This is a genomic window from Gardnerella sp. DNF00109, from assembly GCF_049262845.1.
GTDB classification, from domain to species: domain Bacteria; phylum Actinomycetota; class Actinomycetes; order Actinomycetales; family Bifidobacteriaceae; genus Bifidobacterium; species Bifidobacterium vaginale.
The window spans coordinates 556,776-575,516 of record NZ_CP058406.1; the positions used below are offsets into that span (position 1 = coordinate 556,776).

The following is an 18,741-nucleotide window of genomic DNA, read 5'->3' on the forward strand; positions in this document are numbered from 1 at the left end:
TTTATTTTCTCATATTTTCTGCTTTTTATTTAAGATTTTTCCTATTTAAACTAAAAACACCATTTTGGTTTTTGACTATTCCATTTAATTCAAGAATTGCTATTTCTCCAGAAATCTTAGATATTGAAAAATCATTATTTGAGTTTGTATGAAGCATGATTGCGTGTATATTGTCAATGTTTGCGCATATTTTTTTGCTCTTACACTCTTGAATTGCTTTCAATACAATTTTTTGAAAATCATTACACGTATCTGGAATAATATTGTTATTGCTTAAAGAGTGTGGCAAATAATGGTGGGAATTAGGATAGATACTATCTATATCATTTTGTGAACATATCATCATAGCTTTTCCATCGTGAATAAGCATATTGCATCCAGCATTACTCGGTGATGTTACATCTCCTGGAACAGAATAAATCTCGCGATTTAAGCTATTCGCCCAGTTTGCTGTGTTTAAAGCTCCAGATCGTAATCGTGCTTGAGATACTATTACCTTGCTGGCAATAGCCGCAATAAGGCGATTTCTGAGTAAGAATCTACGTGCAACAGGAGTAGTGTCTGGGCATAATTCGCTAATACATGCTCCGCCGCTAGAAAGAATCGCATCAAAAAGTTGAGCATTGCTTGAAGGTCCCATTTTGTTCAAACCTCCAGCAAAAACAACAATTGTTTTGCCAACAGGATTAACATTTGCTGCATGAGAGTCTAAAGCATCCAAGGTTCCCCAATGAGCTGCAGCGTCAATACCATAAGCTCCGCCAGAAATAACTGTGTGCCCCTTTTTAGCGCACGATTTAGCGAATGTAAAGCTAAGCTCGTATCCGTAGTCATTGCAACCTCTAGAGCCAACAATCGCAAGTGGCTGATTACATTGAATAAGCGCGTTGGGATCTCCAATTCCCCACAAACACAATGGGGGAGCTACTTGGCATTGGGTTGCTAAATCTTGTAGCTGTTTTGGCCAATATTTACTGTTTGGTGAAATAATCCATTGCGTTCCGTTAGAACTAAACCATCTTTTAAGTTGATTTGAATCCCAAGAAGGCAATTGTTTTAGTCTTAAACACCATTTTTTAATGGATCTGTGTAATATATCAAAATTGTTAATAGCAATTTTATTGTCAGCATTATTGCTTCCCCATATTTTAAGACCTTTCAGAAAATATTCTTCTAAAACAGAAACTTTTGAGTGATTTTTTATAATGTTAAGAATTTTTCCATTATTTTCTAAATCATCTAAATTCGATTTAGTCTGGTTTTCTAAAGATCCGTCTATGTAAAAATCATCTTGACAGCAGCCATTTTGCAGATTTAATTCTAGCTGCTTGTTTTTTGTTTTGCCAATAGATTCACTTATAGATTCGCAAATAAGGTGAAGTGCTTCCACAATACTGCCAGTGTTTACTGACCCTATTACAAGTGTGTACATTATTGCATCTGCGCCATCAATACAAAATGTGAGTATTGCGCGCGATAAAGTATCGTTATCTATTCTGTAAGTATTGTTGTTGCCATTTATGCTACTAATATTGTTCATATTCTGGTCCTTAAACTAATTGCCTGAGCCATGTCAGTTAAATCTGGAGAAGTGTGCCCATAAAGATCAGCTAAAGTCCATGCAAGCCTTAAAGCTCGATCTGCTCCGCGTAAACTCAACTTGTGGTTTTCAAGTGATTTATTAATCAACTCAATAGCGTATTTAGATGTGTATTTTCTAAGCCATGTTCCAGACGCTTGAGCGTTACAACTCCATCCGAGTTTTCTAAAACGATTTTGAGCAACCAGCCTTGCGTTTTTTACGTTTTCTCGCATCATTGCACTAGTTAGAATTTTTTCTGACATTTGACTAGATCCATGTTCTGATTGCGCTTTTGAAGTAATAATTTTTTCTACAGGTGGAACATCCATTTGAATATCAATCCTGTCTAGAATTGGTCCAGAAAGTCTAGAAAAATAACGTATTCGTTCCTTCTCTTTGCATGTGCATCGTTCGCCATTGCCATAGGCGTATCCGCATGGGCATGGATTTGCTGCGATAACAAGTTGGAATTTAGCAGGATATAATGTTGTTCCTTTAGATCTTGAAACAGCTATATGACCAGATTCCAATGGTTCTCTAAGAGTTTGCAAAACTCTTGGTGAGAATTCTGGAGCTTCATCCATAAACAAAACTCCACAATGTGCACGAGTTATTATTCCAGGCTTGGCTAGACCTGCGCCTCCTCCTATAAGAGATGCTGCAGAAGATGTATGATGAGGTGCCTCAAAAGGCGGAACATCTGTTATTCCATAGTATGGTAGTGTTCCGCAAAGTGACCTAATAGATGCCACTTCAAGCTGTTCTTGTTCGTTTAGTGGGCACATGATGCTTGGCATTCTAGATGCCAGCATAGTTTTACCAGATCCTGGAGGTCCAATCATCATAACGTGGTGTCCGCCAGCTGCAGCTACTTGCAATGCCCACTTTGTGTGTTCTTGCCCTAATACTTCCGACATATCACCGATTTCTCCTAGCGGATTGGCGCTTTTTATTGGATCAACATTATCCGTATTATTCATGTTTGAAGTCGTATTATCGTTAAGTGCTGATTTGGAATAGAGTCTTGTATTATCGATTTCTTTAATATGAAGATGATCATAAGGGTTAATTGCTTTTAATGCTCGTTCTCTGTTCTTTTCGGCAATCGGTCTAGCCTTGTTTTCTAATTTCCCGTTTAGTTCGTCTACCAAATCTAAAATGTGTTTAATCCCAATTACTTCAATTCCATTTATCAGCTTGGCTTCTGAAAGATTTTCGTAGGGAATAATCATTTTTGTAATATTTTTTTGCTTGGCATATAAACAAATTGGTAGCATGCCTTGAATTGGTAGAACTGACCCATCTAAGTTAAGTTCTCCTAAAATAATCGTATTTTCTAGCTCGTTAAGTGGAATAATTCCTCTAGCACTAAGTATGCTTGCTGCAATTGCAAGATCGTAAGATGCTCCACTTTTTGGCATAGACGCAGGTGAAAGATTCACTGTTAACCTTGTTTCTGGCCATTCGCAGCGTAAAGACGTATATGCTGATTTAACTCGTTCTCTCGCCTCGCTTAAAGAGGTGTCAGGAAGACCAATAATAGAGAATCCTGGCAATCCACTAGATATGAATGCCTGCAATTGTATTGTAAAGGCTTTCAAACCCAGTAATCCTACAGATAATGCGTTTCCAATAACCATTAGAATGCTCCTAAAATGTGACGTAGTTGAATATTTTTATCTTTTGAAATTAGTATTGATACAACGTCGAATCGTATTTTTCTGTGTTTAAAAAAGTTGTGCTCGTCTAACCACTTAAATCCAGCTTTATGTGTTTTTAAGCATTTTTCGTTTGTTACTGCTTCTAGTGGAGTTCCAAATCTTACGCTTCGTCTCGTTTTTACTTCTATGAATACAATTCTTCCAAACGGATCCATCATCACAACATCAAGCTCTCCAAAACGACTATGCCAATTTCTGTCTAATAGAATCCAATTTTTAAGAATTAGTTTTAGAGATGCGTATTCTTCTCCAAGATTTCCTATTGTTTTATTAGGGATTGAAAAATCGCATAGTTCTACTTCAATTTCTGCTATGCGATTTAAAATTTCTTCTTTTAATCCCACGCCATCCGTGCAATATTCGTTTTGCTTATATGTCATATTGCTATTTCATCAACACTAAAAACGAATTACCAGATTTTTCAATCAATGTGGTTAAAGGATGTTTTTGGCGTGTTGCGTTGGTTTTAAAGGGAAATTAGCACATAAATATAATTCATATTTTTTTTTATTATGCGTTAATTGTGATTATTTTTAAATCTTTTTCATCTTTTATAAAGAATCGCCTACGGTATTAATGAAAACTATATAAATATATGCAATACTTGAATTATGCAAATTAGACCAGGTTCTATGTATCCGCTTGGAGCTACCTACGACGGTGCAGGCGTGAACTTCGCATTGTTCTCTGAGGTGGCAAAGCATGTTGAGCTATGCTTGTTCGATGAGCAAGACAATGAGACTCGCATCGATATGACCGAGCAGAATTCTTACGTTTGGCATACTTACATATCTGGAATACAGCCAGGGCAGAGATACGGTTATCGTGTGCATGGACCGTATGATCCAAATCATGGATTATGGTGTAATCCAAACAAACTTCTTTTGGACCCTTATGCAAAGGCAATAGAAGGCAATATTGACGGTGACGAAAGCCTATTTTCGTATTGGTTTGCTAATCCAGATGATTTAGCCGCAATGAACACTTTGGATTCTGCAGATCACACTATGAAAGCAGCTGTTATTAACCCATATTTTGATTGGGGTAACGACCAGCATCCAATGATTCCGTACCACGATAGCGTGATTTACGAGGCTCATGTTAGAGGAATGACGAATTTAAATCGTAATGTTCCTCCAGAAATTCGTGGAACATACGCAGGTTTAGCTCATCCAAGTGTAATATCTTACTTAAAAAAGCTTGGTATTACTGCTATTGAGCTTATGCCTATCCACCAGTTTGTAAATGATTCTTTCTTGCAAAATAAGGGATTAAGCAATTATTGGGGGTATAACACCATTGGATTCTTTGCTCCTCAGAATTCGTACTCGAGTTCTGGACAACGCGGCGAGCAAGTTAACGAATTCAAGGCAATGGTTAAGGCGTACCATGCTGCAGGAATGGAAGTTATTCTAGACGTTGTTTACAACCATACCGCTGAAGGAAACGATAGAGGTCCAACCTTAAGCTTCCGCGGAATCGACAATCGCGCATACTATCGTCTTGTAGATAACGATCAGAGACATTACTTCGATACTACTGGTACTGGAAATTCGCTTCTTATGCGTTCTCCTAAAGCATTGCGACTAATCACAGACAGCTTGCGCTATTGGGTAACTGAAATGCACGTAGACGGATTCCGATTTGACTTGGCAGCAACGCTTGCTCGTCAATTCCAAGAAGTAGATAAGCTTTCTGCATTCTTTGACATTATTGAGCAGGATCCTATTATTTCTAGCGTAAAACTTATTGCAGAGCCTTGGGATATTGGCGTAGGAGGATATCAAGTTGGAGGATTCCCTCCAAGCTGGTCCGAGTGGAATGGTCGCTACCGCGATTGCGTACGCGATTTTTGGCGCTCGCAGCCTTCAACTTTGCCTGAATTTGCAAGCCGACTTATGGGAAGCTCCGATTTATATGAGCAAAATGGACGTAAGCCTGTAGCTTCTGTAAACTTTATTACCGCTCACGATGGTTTTACTATGAACGATTTGGTGAGCTATAACGAAAAGCATAATGAAGCGAATAAAGAAGGTAATAACGACGGTGCTAACGATAATCGTTCGTGGAATTGTGGAGTAGAAGGTCCTACTAATATTCACGATGTTAACGAACTTCGTCAACGTCAAATGCGAAACCTGTTCTCAACTTTGTTGATGAGCCAGGGCATTCCTATGATTTGCGCTGGTGACGAGATTATGCGTACTCAAAATGGAAACAACAACGCATATTGCCAAGATAATGCTATTTCTTGGATTAATTGGGATTTTAATTCCACACAAAAAGATATGTTTGATTTTGTTTCTAAGCTTATTCATTTAAGACTAGATCATCCTGTTCTTCACAGGCGTAGATTCTTTACTGGTCGAGAACCAGGGGATGATGTTTCAGAGATTCCACAAGTAGAATGGTTTGATCATACTGGTTCTGTTATGGATATGGAGGCATGGAGTAATACGCATGCTCTTTCGGTAATGATTTATTTGAATGGTTCAGATATTCCAGAAACCGATTGGTATGGAAGCAGAATGGTAGATAATGACTTCCTTCTTATTTTCAATGCGCATTATGAGCCTATAACATTTACTTTGCCAGATAAGAATTATGGTGAAAAGTGGACTCTTGTTGTGGACACTCATAATCCAAAAGGACCGCAATTGCATTATGAATCAGGATTCAATATTGTTGCTCAATCGCGAAGTTTCCTTCTGCTTATGAGTGAAAATCAAGAAGAAAATAATCTAGCATAAAAATATTCATATATAAAACTAATTTTCATATATAAAACTAATTGAGGCTTAGATTCTAAAAACTAGATTCTAAGCCTCAACTTTTTTATTGATTAATCTATATCATATTGAATATTGTTTTTAGAATGTTCATTTATTTTAATCTGCAAACGGTCGCTTTGCATTGCAGCGACCTGTCTTGAAAATACTATTATCCATCCTAAAAAGAGTAAACAAGATAATGCTTCTACATTAGTTAATGTGTTATGACCATGTACCCATTGGTTTCCAACCCATGCGGTAAGGACTACTGCTAAATCTGAAGCTACGTAGAATGTTTTAGAAAGTCTAGGAGCAAGCCAAGGAAGGCAAATAAGCATAGTGCAAATAAGACCAGTAACACCTCTTGCGCATAAATCATGTATAACTGGGTGAGGAGTGTATCTAAATGTTCCTATGCCAATAAACGCAATTCCTCCCAAAATTAGTAATGTAGCCATAATGGTGGTTCTAGTTTTAAAGTGTTTTGTAATATTAGCGTCTTTATGTTGCAAAATTTCTTTCTGAGTGGCAACGAACTCTGTTATAGCAAAGTAGCTTGTAATAATAATGCATATTCCAGATAAAATCAGCGTAGCATTAAACATGCTTGCAGCAAATGTTGTTTTATCTCCTAGTTGAGAGAAGTTATTGTTGTACCAATACGGGTCGTCGGATGTCAATCCAGCTGTTGCTGCACCAGAAATCACAAATAGTGGTAGCAGTGATGCAACGGTTTTCGCCTCTAAGAGTTCCGCTTGAACCAGAGTTGCGTATCCAACAATTCCACTTAAAGCACAACAAAGTACAGGAAGATAACTGTTTACTGCGCTTCTTCCAATAATGCTATTGATTATAGAAAGCAGAGCGAAAGACATAAGCAGCATTGTTGCGCCATAAATCGTAGATAATGCGATTATTTCAAAAGCATGTTTTGCAATTTGTAGCCAATTCTTTTTAAGTATTTCTTTGTGTGTTCTTAAATATCCGACTACAAAAGTACACATGCTGCAAATAGCCACTATTCCAGATGCTACCGTAAATAATCGTTGCGTAACTTGCCAAATCGCTGGCATAGTTTTCATGTATACAGACATTACGACTATGCTGAATATTGCACAAGCTAAAAAAGCTATTAATCCAGCCGCTTCTGCACGCTGAAAACGCCCCATGCTAACCTCTAAAATCTATCGCCTATTTTCAATGCTATTTATATTCTATCGCGCGTGTTGCAAATTTGCGTTTGTCTGCGATGTGCGCTATTGTAGTTGATTGTGCTTGGAGCTGGTAGTCAGCTTGGAAGCCTCGGGGTGTAGCGCAGTTTGGTAGCGCGCCTGCTTTGGGAGCAGGATGTCGCAGGTTCGAATCCTGTCACCCCGACTTTTTTGTATTTGCTTGTATTTACTTGTTTTTGTGTAATTTTTAATTAAACTGTGTACGTAGTTGTGTACTTATATAAATGTGCTTATATAAAATTGCGTATTTGCATTTTCAACACTTACTATACAAAAAAGTACTCTATGTGTATTCTTGTAAAGGTGAGTTTTTGATGCATTATTTGCGTTGGATTCTTACATTGTGATTATAAATATTTGACTCGGGAGCCGTTTCTGGCTGAGAGGAAGCGAAAGCTTCGACCGATTGAACGTGTGCTAAGTAATGTTAGCAACGGATGTCGCTCTTTTCCCGTGCCCAAATCTTTCAATATTGAAGAAAGGCACTTATTATGACTAATGTTTCAATGGAACATTCTAATCGCTGGCGTATTCTTGATATCGTCATAGCTGCTATTATCGCTGTTGCATCTGGCGTATTATTCTGGGCTTGGGATATTGTGTGCGCAGCTCCTACTAATCTTTTTGCAAGCCTGTTGCCTGGTGCTGAAGGTTTATCTAATGGTTTTTGGCTTTTTGCTGGACCTTTAGCTGCAATAATCGTGCGTAAGCCTGGTGCTGCATTGTTTGCTGAAACTCTTGCTGCTTTTGTGGAACTTATGTTAGGAAATCAATGGGGTGTTGGCGGATCGTTAATCGTCGGCATTATTCAAGGTGTTGGCGCTGAACTTGCATTCATTTTCTTTATGTATAAAACATGGAATTTGCTTTCCACTGCAATATCTGGATCGTTAGCAGGCGTAGCTTGCTTTATTTATAATTGGGTTAGCGGCGGTCAAGGCTGGAGTACTCAGTATATTGTTGCAAATCTAATTACTTCTATTATTTCTGGTTTTATTGTTGCAGGCGTTGTAGTGTGGTTTGTTCAAAAGGCATTAGCTGCAACGGGCGTGCTTGATCGTTTTGAATCAGGCCGTCCTCAAGCATTAGTGTGAGTTATATCTAAATACTCATTGCAACTTGTAAACTATCGTGTTTTGTGTAAAGAGTACAAAACACGGTAGTTTACTCGTATGACGCTTATATTTTGTATTTGTTTTACTCTATATTTTTGAAATTGTGTTATGCAATTTTTATATTTTAGATTTTGCTATGCAATGAAAATTTTGCTATGCAATGAAAGTTTGTTTGTATGCAATTTGTGAATAAAACTGAATGGACTCCAGCTAGTGTAGTTGCTAAAGACTGGGGTTGGAGACACGCTACTCGCAAAGATTTTGTGTTGAGGAATGTAAATATTGATATTAAGCCTGGTGAACATGTGTTGCTTTTAGGTGCTTCTGGCGCTGGAAAAAGCACATTTATGGCTGGTTTAGCAGGTGTTTTAGGCGATGAAACAGAAGGCATGGAAGAAGGTAGCCTTCTAATCGGTGGTGTTCATGCTAGGGATGCTCGTGGAAAAGTTGGACTTGTTATGCAAGATCCAGATTCACAAATCATTCTTGAAAGAGTAGGCGACGATGTAGCTTTTGGAAGTGAGAATCTTGGAGTTGATAGCGAAGAGACTTGGAATCGCGTAAAGCTTTCGCTAAAAGCTGTTGGTTTAGACAATATTACTCAAGGAAGTCAGGGTCTTAGACGCTCAACACAATCTTTATCTGGAGGCCAAAGGCAACGTCTTGCTTTAGCAGGAGTGCTTGCAATGCATCCTGGATTGCTGCTTTTAGATGAGCCTACAGCTAATCTTGATCCTGAAGGTGTTCAGCAAGTGCATGATGCTGTAGCGAATATTCTTAAAAAAACAGGTTCTACAATGATTGTAGTTGAACATCATATTGATGTGTGGCTGGATTTGATTGATAGAGTTATTGTTATTGGAAAAAATGAAAATAATAATGATTCAAATGTAGGATGCGTTATTGCAGACGGCAAACCTGAGGATGTTTTTGAAAAATATGGCGATATGCTTGCAAAAGGTGGTGCTTGGGTTCCAGGAAGAACAGTTAAATCTTTTGCTCCTAAACATTGCGATGGCAGAATTAATGGCGAAATCGATGGCAAAATCAAAGATACGGAAGAATCTGTTGCGCTCTATACTAATGATTGCTCTTTTGGAAGAACTTTGCCACTAGCGGAACATGTTAATGTAGCTTTTCGTTTTGGTGAAGTAACTGCTTTAATGGGACCTAATGGTGCTGGTAAAACTACGCTAGCGTTAACGCTTGCAGGCTTGTTAAAACCAATTGCTGGCAGTGTGTGCATGATGGAAAAGTATGTGCCAAAACGACGTAAAAATAATCTTTTTACTTGGAAAAGTCAAGAATTATTAGGGCGAGTTGGCATGGTGTTTCAAGAGCCAGAACATCAATTCATAACATCTTCTGTAAGAGATGAAGTTGCTGTAGGGCCTAAAAAGCAAGGAAAAAGCGAAAAGGAATCTTACGATATTGCCGATAGCATGCTTGAACGTATGGATTTGAAGCGTTTTGCTCTTGCTAATCCTTACACATTATCTGGAGGAGAAAAACGTAGACTTTCTGTAGCTACGCTTTTAGCTGCTGCTCCGCGTGTTGTTATTATGGATGAGCCTACTTTTGGACAAGATTTTAAAACTTGGACAGCAATGGTAAAACTTATTGCGCAAATCCGCGATAGTGGCTCAGCAGTGATTGTTGTTACTCACGATGATGAGCTTGTAAAGTCTTTAGATGCCAGAGTAATAAGAGTTGAGTACGAAAAAATCGTAGAGTCCGCTCATAACTATAGCGAAGGGAATGAGTAGAAGTGAATAAAACTAGTAGTGCAGAAGAATCGTCTAGTATTAAAGTTAAAGACTTTGAAAGTTTATTAAAAGTTTCGCATATTGATGTAACAGCGTCTTCTAAACGTTTAGAAAGTGAACGACTAGTTTCGCCTTCTTGGTTTATTCGTAAGCTTAATCCAATAAGTCGTTTTATTGGAGCGTTATTACTTTGCTTGCCTATGTTTGTTACATTAGATATTGTTTCTGCTTCTATTGCATTTGGTTTAGATATACTGTTATTTGCAATTGCTGGAGTAACTCCTTGGTATGTTTTACGCCATACTTGGCCAGTTTGGATTGCTGCTTCTGGTAGTTTTATATCTGTGCTTTTATATGGCCAAAGTTCTGGAGATGATATATTTAAGTTTGGCTGGATGCATATAAGTCAAGGATCATTGTATTTGGCAATTTGTACGTTTGTTCGTGTTGCATCTGTAGCAGTTCCAGGCGTTATATTAGCCATTGGATTAGATCCAACTGATTTAGCAGACGGCTTAGTGCAGATTTTGCATTTTTCTCCACGATTTGTGTACGGAGCATTAGCTGGATTGAGAATGTTTAGTCTATTGCAAAATGATTGGCGTGCTTTTGGTTTAGCTCGCAGGTCTCGTGGTATATCGGATGGTAAAGCGTTACAGCGCATGCTTTCGCAATCTTTTGGTTTGCTCGTGTTATCTATTCGCAGAGGTACGAAACTTGCTACAGCTATGGAAGCTAGGGCTTTTGGAAGTAGTATTAAACGTGTTCCAGCACGAAAATCGAAGTTAACAGCATACGATTGGATATTTTATGTAATTTGTATTGCTGTTCCTGCTATTGCTTTATATGCTTCAATACAAACAGGATATTGGCATAATGCGTTTATTCATATGTAAAGCATTGTGAAAATTACAATGCGTACATATTTATAGATAGTATTCATAATATGAGCGAAATAATGAATCCTTATAATCATGATGATGTTTGGCAAGCTCCATCGTGCAATATGCCTTTGAATGCAACAGTGAATATTCCTGGAAGCAAATCATTGTCTAATCGTTATTTGATTTTAGCAGCTCTTGGTAAAAAACCAGTTGTTCTAAAGGGATTGTTGCGGTCAAGAGATACGGAACTTATGATTAACGCGCTAAGCGTATTTGGAGTTAAATGCGATTCGCTAAGCTGCGATGGTACAACAATTTGCGTTATTCCGCCCAAAAATGGCGTTTTTAGTGTAGATGATTGTGCGGTTGTTAATTGCGGCTTAGCTGGAACGGTTATGCGTTTTGTAACGGCTTTAGCGCTGTTTGCAAATAATTGTGTGAAATTTGATGGAGATGAGCAAGCATATGCTCGTCCAATGAAGCCTGTTCTAGATGGATTGGAACAATTGGGCGCAAAAATCGTATATCACGGAAAAGTCGGATTCTTACCATTTAGCGTTATTCCGCCTAAAAATCTTGAATCATATGGTATAAATGACGCGCAAAATTCTTGCAATAATCGCGTTATTCGTATCGACTCTTCGTCATCGTCTCAATTTATATCTGCACTTCTGCTAATTGCATCTCGTGTTCCAGGAGGGCTACAAATCGAGCATATTGGAAGCAAATTGCCTAGTATGCCGCATATTCAAATGACAATGGAAGATGTGCGCAAAGCTGGCGGAGTGGTAGATATGCCAGAAAGTGGAGTATGGCGTGTTAAAGAGCATGATTTGACTTTGCCGCATGAAGTTGTTGTAGAGCCAGATCTTTCTAACGCGGCGCCTTTTATTGGAGCAGCGTTGATTGCTGGCGGATGCGTTAAAATCCCTAATTGGCCGCTTAAAACAACTCAGCCTGGGGGGTTGTTGCCTGGTATTCTTGAGCAAATGGGCGCAAAAATTGTTTTTGAGCATTCTAGATCAGATTCTTCAACATTGTGCGTAACTGGTAGCGGAAAAATTCGTGCTATTAAGTCGCTTGATTTGGCTGCTGCTGGCGAGGTTGCGCCAAGTATTGCTGCGATTCTTGCGTTTGCAGACAGTGTAAGCGAGTTACGCGGTATTGCGCATCTAAGAGGCCACGAAACAAACCGCTTGAGTGCAATAGTTACGGAACTAAATCGCGTTGGAATAGGCGCAGAAGAGCTAGATGATGGAATTCGTATTATTCCTAGCAAAAATATGCATGGGGAAGTGATGGAGACTTATGCGGATCATCGCATGGCAACTTTTGCGGCAATGTTAGGGCTTCGTATATCTAATATAAGCGTAAAAAATATTGCCACTACGCGCAAAACGCTTCCTGATTTTCCAACAATGTGGAATAACATGCTTAAAGAGTGAGCCTAAATAGTGAGCTTAAATAATATGCTTAAATAACAAATAATCCCGAGTTTTTTAACCCGGGATTATTTATGTGTTACGTTTTTACGTTACGTTGTTTTACACTACGATTTAGCGTTCAAACTTGTTGCCGTAAGAATCGACTCCATCTTCTGCAATTTGTGCAGACTTTCGAGCGATTGCCAACTCTTCGTTAGTTGGGATTACAGCAATAATCACAGAGCTATCTGGAGTGGAAATAATGCGTGGCTCCTTAGAACGAACCAAGTTCTTCTCTTCATCGAGCTTAACGCCGAATGGAGCAAGCTTTTCGCACACAAGAGCGCGAACAATCTCGTCGTTTTCACCAACGCCAGCGGTGAATGTGATTACGTCCACGCCGCCCATTTGAGCAGTGTAGTTGCCAATATAGCCAACAATGCGGTGAACGTACACGCCGAGAGCAAGCTTAGCGTCTTCGTCGCCTTCTGCAATTAGATTGTGAATGTCTCGCAAATCGCCGTGGCCAGTCATACCCATCATGCCAGAACGCTTGTTGAAGAGCGTATCAAGCTCGTCTACGTTCATGTGAGCGTTGCGAATAAGGTGGAACACTACAGCTGGGTCAATATCTCCAGTGCGGCCGCCCATCATTAAACCTTCGAGAGGCGTTAACCCCATAGAAGTTTCAACTGGCTTGCCAGAAATCTGAGCGGAAGCAGAAGCGCCATTGCCAATGTGCAAAACAATCTGCTTTAAGCCTTCTGCAGGCTTTCCAACAACGCTTGGAACTACAGAGCCAATGTATTCGTGGGAAGTGCCGTGAGCGCCATAGCGACGAATGTGGTACTGGTTTGCAATATCTTTGTTTAATGCGTAAGTTGCAGCAACTTGTGGCAAATCGTGGAAGAACGAAGAATCGAACACCATAATTTGTGGAACATCTGGCAAAAGTTCAGTCATGACTTCAGCGCCAACAGCCTCAGGACCGTTGTGAAGTGGAGCCAAAACAGCCAAATCCTTCACCTTATTAATGGTCTTTTTGTTTACTAATGCAGGCTTAGGGAATGTTAAGCCACCCTGAACAACGCGGTGTCCAACAGCTACGATTCCAGACTTGGAAAGATTTGGACCATATTCCTCGAAGAAGCCGAGTACGCGCTTTAAGCCTTGCTCGTGATCATGCACTGGCTCGTCAAACTCATGCTTTTCGCCATTGAATACGTGCTTGTAGTGTCCGTCAACTGGCTCGCCAATTTTTTCTACAATACCAGATGCAATACCTTCGCCGCTTTCCAAATCGACGAGCTGGTATTTAATCGAACTAGAACCAGAATTGATAACAAGAACGGTTTTTGCCATGAGGGAATCCTCCATAAAGTGTTGATAAGGCTAGTAAATTGCCACGTTTAAGTGTACAGGTAAGTTCCTACAATGAGTAGGTTTTATTAGTCAGAATCTCTGCAGGAACTTACCTATTTATTAAATTTGTTATTTATTGTTAGAATTGTGCTTCCAATGCTGTAAGAGCAACAGTGTTAATAATATCTTGAACCAACGCTCCTCTAGACAAGTCGTTAACAGGCTTGTTTAATCCTTGTAGGATTGGTCCAACAGATAAAGCGCCGCTAGAACGCTGAACAGCTTTATATCCAATGTTTCCAGCGCATAAATCTGGGAACACAAACACATTTACGTGACCTGCTACATCATTTCCTTTAGCTTTGGACGCAGCAACAGTTTCAGACCATGCAGCGTCAAATTGAATAGATCCAACAACTTTCAAATCTGGGTCTTTTTCTTTTACAAGCCTTGTAGCTTCCTCAACTAAATCAACGTCTGGGCCTTTTCCAGATCCAAGAGTGGAGTAAGATAGCATTCCAACTTTAGGATCTAATCCGAAAGCTTTAGCGGTTTGTGCAGATTGAAGAGCAATGTTAGCCAATTGTTCAGCGTCTGGGTTCAGATTAATAGCACAATCAGCAAATACTGCTACATGATCCTTAAAGCACATAATGAATGCGCCAGAAACAAGCTTAGATCCAGGCTTAGTTTTAATAACTTGAAGAGCAGGGCGCACAGTATTTGCTGTTGAGTTAACAGAGCCAGAAACAAGTCCGTCTGCTAATCCAAGTACTACTAGCATTGTGCCAAAGTAGCTTGCGTCTTTAAGCTGTTCTCTAGCTTGCTCTTCGGTCATGCCTTTCTTTGCGCGCAATTCGCAAAGCTTGCTAATCATTTTGCTAAGAACCTCTTCGTCGCTCATAGACTGGAAGCTTGCTTTGCTAAGAGACTTTAATCCAAGCTCTTGTCCTCTTGCAAGAATAGATTCGCGTTCTCCAACAATAATAATGTTTACAATGTCTCGTTCTAGCAAATAGTCAGCTGCTTTTAGAATGCGGTCTTCTTCTCCTTCTGGAAGCACAATTGTTTTCTTATTTGCTTTAGCTTTTCCAAGCAAGCTGTATTGGAAGGCGTACGGGGTAGTAGGTGCATTAAATGGCTGTTTCAAAGCGCTAATAATCTCTTCATCTGCTACATAGTCGTTGAATTTATCTGATTCTGATTCGCTTATAGAAGGCAAAGTCCAAAGTGGAGTGCCATTATTGTTTTGAGCGTAGTTTTCTTTTACTTCTTTTGCTAAGTCTTCTTTGCAATCAGTTACAAATACGCCGAATACTTTTGTGTATTCTTTGCTAACGCTTGCACATTGTGCTTCGATTGTTTGCAAGATTTGCTTGCTATCTCTGCCTTCTGCGCAAATGCTTAGGAACACTGGAGAAGCTAAGTCGGCTGCCACACTTGCATCAAATCGGAATAAATCTGGATCAAATACAGAAGTAGAATCGCTTGCTACAATAACGCATCCTTGAGCGTTCGTCACGCTAATCAGCTCGTTGAAGTGAGCTACAATGTCTCCTCTTAGTGTGTCTTTGTTTTTACGAACTGCGCATGGGCATGCTGCGATCACTTGTTCTAGAGTCGGTTTTGTATTGCTTGATGCTATTAATTCGCTTGTAAACGCGTCATCATGCTTTGCGGATGGTCTAAAAACAGTTGTTGGATAATGACTTGAAAGAGCTTTTGTAACTCCTAGTGCTACGACATTGCGACTTTGTGCGCAATCTGCGCTGATAATAGTTACGTTAACTAACGACACGACTTTTCTCCTTTGATGCGTCTGTGTTTATTCTATTTTGCATTGCATTTTCGTTTTACTATTCTTCGTATTTCAACGTTGAAAAATTTACATATCAAACGAAGAATCCTCTAGTTATTCTAGAGCTATTTGCGGAACAACAAGCTGATTTTTTAATTTTTTGCATATTTTTTATTAATTTTTTAGGGAGCCAACCTTTCGATTGACTCCCTAAAAATCAACTAAGCAATTTTAGCATTGATAGCTTAAAACTACTCGTTATCGCCAGCGGTTGCAGCGGTAGCGGTGACAGCGCCTGGCTTGTCGGTCTTAACGCCTGGCCATACCCAATCGGTGTAGTCTGGGTGATCAAGACCCTTGTCGACTGCATACTGGAAGGCTTCGAGGCGGAAGTCCTCGAGCTTCTTGATTTCGTCGGCATACTTAGCGGCGTCAACCATGCGCAATGCTTCAGCAGTAAGCTCGTAACGATCCATGTCGTTCACGCGAACCATATCGTATGGCGTGGTGGTGGAGCCCTGCTCCTTGTATCCATGAACGTTGAAGTTGTCGTGGTTTGGACGATCGTAAATCAAGCCGCGAACGTCATGTGCGTAGGAGTGATAAGCGAAGAGGACTGGCTTGTCAGCAGTGAAGAGATCAGTGAACTCTTCGTCAGTCAAAGCTTCGTTGTTTTCCTTAGCAGACTGCAACTTGAGCAAGTCAACAACGTTAACAACCTTGAACTTAACGCCAAGCTTGTTCAACTTGTCGGCAGCTGCCATCAATTCCTGCTGTGGAACATCACCAACACCAGCGAGAACAACCTGAACTTCGTCATTGTTCTTAGCGTTGGAAGCCCACTTCCACTCAGCAGCACCCTTCTCGAGCTCTTCGCGAGCTTCGTCGAGAGTCAACCAAGTAGCAGCTGGCTGCTTACCAGCGAAGATGGCGTTAATCATGTTGGTGGACTTGTAAGCCTTTTCAGCAACAGCAAGCAACATGTTGGAATCTACTGGGAAGTAGATGCCGATTACATGATCGTTGTTGAAGGTCTTGTTCAAGAGCACGGAAGTTACGCCTGGATCCTGATGCGAGAAGCCGTTGTGATCCTGACGCCACACGTGAGAGGATACCAACAAGTTCACAGAGGAGATTGGCTTACGCCATGGAATCTCACGAACGGTAGCTTCAAGCCACTTTGCGTGCTGGTTCAACATGGAATCGATGACGTGTACGAAGGACTCATAAGAGCTCCAGATGCCGTGACGACCAGTGAGCAAGTAGCCCTCGAGGAAGCCTTCCATCTGATGCTCGGAAAGCTGTTCGGTGACCTGGCCGGTAACAGCCATGTGCTCATCGACTAAGCCAGAAAGGTAGCCAGCATCCCACTGCTTGTTGGTTACCTCGTAAGCAGCCTGCAAACGGTTGGAAGCGGTCTCATCTGGGCCAAAGATACGGAAGGAATCTGGGTTGTTCTTGATGATGTCGCGAGTGTAAACGCCAAGACGACGGGTAGCTTCGAGCTGACCCCAGCCGTGACCGAATTCCTTAACTTCCTTGACTTCGTAATCCTCAAGCTTTGGAAGCTTCAAATCTTCACGAATACGACCACCGTTGGCGTTTGGATTTTCACCAATACGGAGTTCGCCCTTTGGCATGAAGGAAAGAACGTCTTCCTTAACAGCACCCTTTTCGTCGAAGAGCTCTTCAGGCTTGTAGGACTTCATCCAGTTCTTCAAAACCTCGAAGTGAGCTTCGGTATCGCGAGCAGATGCCAGTGGCACCTGGTGTGCACGCCAAGAGCCTTCGGTCTTCTTGCCGTCGATGAACTTCGGGCAGGTCCAACCCTTTGGAGTGCGGAAGATGATCATTGGGTAGTAAGGACGAGTTACATCGTTAGTCTGAGCTTCAGCCTTAATATCGCAAATCTCATCGAAGATGGTTTCGAACATGTCAGCGAAGCGACGGTGGATGGAAAGATGATCCTCATCGTCGAAGCCAGCAACGAACTCGTATGGTTCGTAACCCATGCCGTGGAAGAACTCATGAAGCTCTTCGTCAGAAATACGGGAAAGAATAGTTGGGTTAGCAATCTTATAACCGTTCAAGTGCAAGATTGGAAGCACGATACCGTCGGTACGTGGGTTCACAAGCTTGTTGGACTGCCAACCAGTGGCCAAAGGACCAGTTTCAGCTTCGCCATCGCCGACGATTGCTGGAACGAACAAGCTTGGGTTGTTCATAACAGCGCCGTAAGCGTGAGAAAGTGCATAACCAAGCTCACCACCTTCGTGGATGGAACCTGGGGTTTCAGGAGCGAAGTGAGAAGGAATACCGCCTGGGTAAGAGAACTGACGGAAGAACTTCTGTAAGCCAGCTTCGTCCTTAGTGATCTTTGGATAATATTCAGTGTATGTGCCGTCGAGGTAGGACTGAGCAGTACCAGCTGGGCCGCCGTGGCCTGGACCCATGATGATTACAGTATTCTGCTGGTGATCAGCGATAAAGCGGTTGATGTGTCCAATAAGGAAGTTAAGGCCTGGAGTAGTTCCCCAGTGACCTACCAGACGATGCTTAACATCTTCGCGAGTAAATGGCTCCTTCATTAGAGGGTTGCTGCGAAGATAAATCTGACCGATTGCGAGATAGTTTGCTACGCGCCAATACTTGTCTACGCCTTCGATGGCCGCCTCAGAAACTGGAGCATTTAGCTTCTTCCAAGGGGTGCCAATAACAGGACTCGTCATGTGTACTCCTGTACTCAAGCACTTTTCAGTGCAATTTTAATCATTACCATTTGGTCATAGAGGCTTAAAAACGAATGTATTAGCCTCTTTTTCCATCATTCTCAGTATAGTAACAGCTTTTGACTTTTGTGCGTTTGATTACTCACTACGTGCGATTTTGTTGAAAAAATGTGTTAAAGTGTTCGCAAAAATTTTCTTAAAATTATCATTTATGTTATGTTTTATGTTCACTTTATTGTTATATAAAGCTTGATTGGTTTTAAAACTAGATAAGTCACGGCGTTTCGAAGCGCTGCAACGTCGCAAAGCGCCATTAGTATAAAATGAATCAGCCTTAAATATCACCTTTAAAACATT

The 18,741-nt window shown here is 40.7% G+C and carries 12 protein-coding genes and 1 tRNA gene; 6 read left to right on the top strand and 7 right to left on the bottom strand.

Features of this window, described 5'->3' with window-relative positions; all coding sequences use genetic code 11:
• Positions 1–25: 25 nt before the first annotated feature.
• From dprA to HXT20_RS02095, 3 genes are read right to left on the bottom strand one after another with little or no spacing between them, the layout of a single operon-like run.
• A complete protein-coding gene (gene dprA, locus HXT20_RS02085) occupies positions 26–1,540 on the bottom strand; it encodes a DNA-processing protein DprA (RefSeq protein ID WP_422114422.1) in 1,515 nt (504 codons plus the stop codon).
• Entirely contained in the window at positions 1,537–3,222 is a 1,686-nt protein-coding gene (locus HXT20_RS02090) for a YifB family Mg chelatase-like AAA ATPase (RefSeq protein WP_004574938.1), read from the bottom strand. Before HXT20_RS02090 ends, dprA begins: the two co-directional genes overlap by 4 nt.
• Positions 3,222–3,683, bottom strand: a complete 462-nt coding sequence (locus HXT20_RS02095) for a YraN family protein (RefSeq protein WP_004112513.1) — start codon at positions 3,681–3,683, stop codon at positions 3,222–3,224. Before HXT20_RS02095 ends, HXT20_RS02090 begins: the two co-directional genes overlap by 1 nt.
• 231 nt (positions 3,684–3,914) lie before the next feature.
• Here HXT20_RS02095 and glgX point away from each other — a divergent pair, with 231 nt between their 5' ends.
• Positions 3,915–6,053, top strand: coding sequence for a glycogen debranching protein GlgX (glgX, locus tag HXT20_RS02100; RefSeq protein ID WP_004118272.1), 2,139 nt, complete (start codon positions 3,915–3,917; stop codon positions 6,051–6,053).
• A 92-nt stretch (positions 6,054–6,145) separates the two neighbouring features.
• Here the strand turns inward: glgX and HXT20_RS02105 are convergent, their stop codons facing one another.
• The gene (locus HXT20_RS02105) at positions 6,146–7,243 is read right to left on the bottom strand and encodes a hypothetical protein (RefSeq protein WP_004112515.1); all 1,098 of its coding nucleotides are present in this window, start codon (positions 7,241–7,243) and stop codon (positions 6,146–6,148) included.
• 134 nt (positions 7,244–7,377) lie between these two features.
• Between HXT20_RS02105 and HXT20_RS02110 the strand changes: the two genes are divergently transcribed.
• From HXT20_RS02110 to aroA, 5 genes are all read left to right on the top strand, one after another.
• A tRNA-Pro gene (locus tag HXT20_RS02110) sits at positions 7,378–7,451 on the top strand.
• A 346-nt stretch (positions 7,452–7,797) separates the two neighbouring features.
• A complete protein-coding gene (locus HXT20_RS02115; protein WP_004112516.1) occupies positions 7,798–8,400 on the top strand; it encodes an ECF transporter S component in 603 nt (200 codons plus the stop codon).
• 197 nt (positions 8,401–8,597) lie between these two features.
• Positions 8,598–10,187: an ABC transporter ATP-binding protein gene (locus HXT20_RS02120; protein WP_248912213.1), complete on the top strand. Its 1,590-nt coding sequence runs from the start codon at positions 8,598–8,600 to the stop codon at positions 10,185–10,187.
• Between the two features lie 2 nt (positions 10,188–10,189).
• A complete protein-coding gene (locus HXT20_RS02125; protein ID WP_004112518.1) occupies positions 10,190–11,083 on the top strand; it encodes an energy-coupling factor transporter transmembrane component T family protein in 894 nt (297 codons plus the stop codon).
• A 62-nt stretch (positions 11,084–11,145) separates the two neighbouring features.
• Entirely contained in the window at positions 11,146–12,516 is a 1,371-nt protein-coding gene (gene aroA, locus HXT20_RS02130; protein ID WP_174191109.1) for a 3-phosphoshikimate 1-carboxyvinyltransferase, read from the top strand.
• 111 nt (positions 12,517–12,627) lie between these two features.
• Here the strand turns inward: aroA and HXT20_RS02135 are convergent, their stop codons facing one another.
• The 3 genes from HXT20_RS02135 to HXT20_RS02145 form a co-directional block, all read right to left on the bottom strand.
• Positions 12,628–13,857, bottom strand: coding sequence for an acetate/propionate family kinase (locus tag HXT20_RS02135; RefSeq protein WP_048730364.1), 1,230 nt, complete (start codon positions 13,855–13,857; stop codon positions 12,628–12,630).
• Between the two features lie 139 nt (positions 13,858–13,996).
• Positions 13,997–15,655 (bottom strand): phosphate acetyltransferase, encoded by a 1,659-nt coding sequence (gene pta, locus HXT20_RS02140; RefSeq protein WP_422114423.1) that lies wholly within the window; start codon positions 15,653–15,655, stop codon positions 13,997–13,999.
• 251 nt (positions 15,656–15,906) lie between these two features.
• Positions 15,907–18,384: a phosphoketolase gene (locus tag HXT20_RS02145; RefSeq protein WP_004112522.1), complete on the bottom strand. Its 2,478-nt coding sequence runs from the start codon at positions 18,382–18,384 to the stop codon at positions 15,907–15,909.
• Positions 18,385–18,741 lie beyond the last annotated feature (357 nt).